1 protein-coding gene is annotated in these 355 nt (G+C 35.5%); it reads right to left on the reverse strand.

Features of this window, described 5'->3' with window-relative positions:
- Positions 1-207: helix-turn-helix domain-containing protein (locus D1841_RS17835; protein WP_371722181.1), on the reverse strand; the 207-nt coding region annotated here is incomplete at its 3' end.
- Between the last annotated feature and the right edge of the window lie 148 nt (positions 208-355).

The raw sequence follows: 355 nt of genomic DNA on the forward strand, positions 1-355 counted from the left end.
TAGAGCTGTAGCAATTGGTGTGAGCTTATCTACACCCATATTAGAAATATAGTTTGACTCATATCTATAGACGGTGGCAGCGGAGACCCCCATTCTTTCCGCCACCTCTTCCGCAGATAAACCTAATTCTTTTCTGCGTGCCTTTATTCTTTTTCCAATATCCATATTTTCATATCTCCCATTTGGTTTAGTTATAATATACAACATGACTTGCAAATTTGCAAGTGAAAATAGAAAAACTTGCAGATTTGCGATTATCTGTTGACAACTGGCATGAATGATAGTAATATAAAAACAAAACTCGCATAAATGCTAGAAAGGAGTACAAATGAATACAGATAGGCTAATTGAATTC

Source organism: Neglectibacter sp. X4 (assembly GCF_009917365.1).
In the GTDB taxonomy this organism is placed as follows: domain Bacteria; phylum Bacillota; class Clostridia; order Oscillospirales; family Acutalibacteraceae; genus Acutalibacter.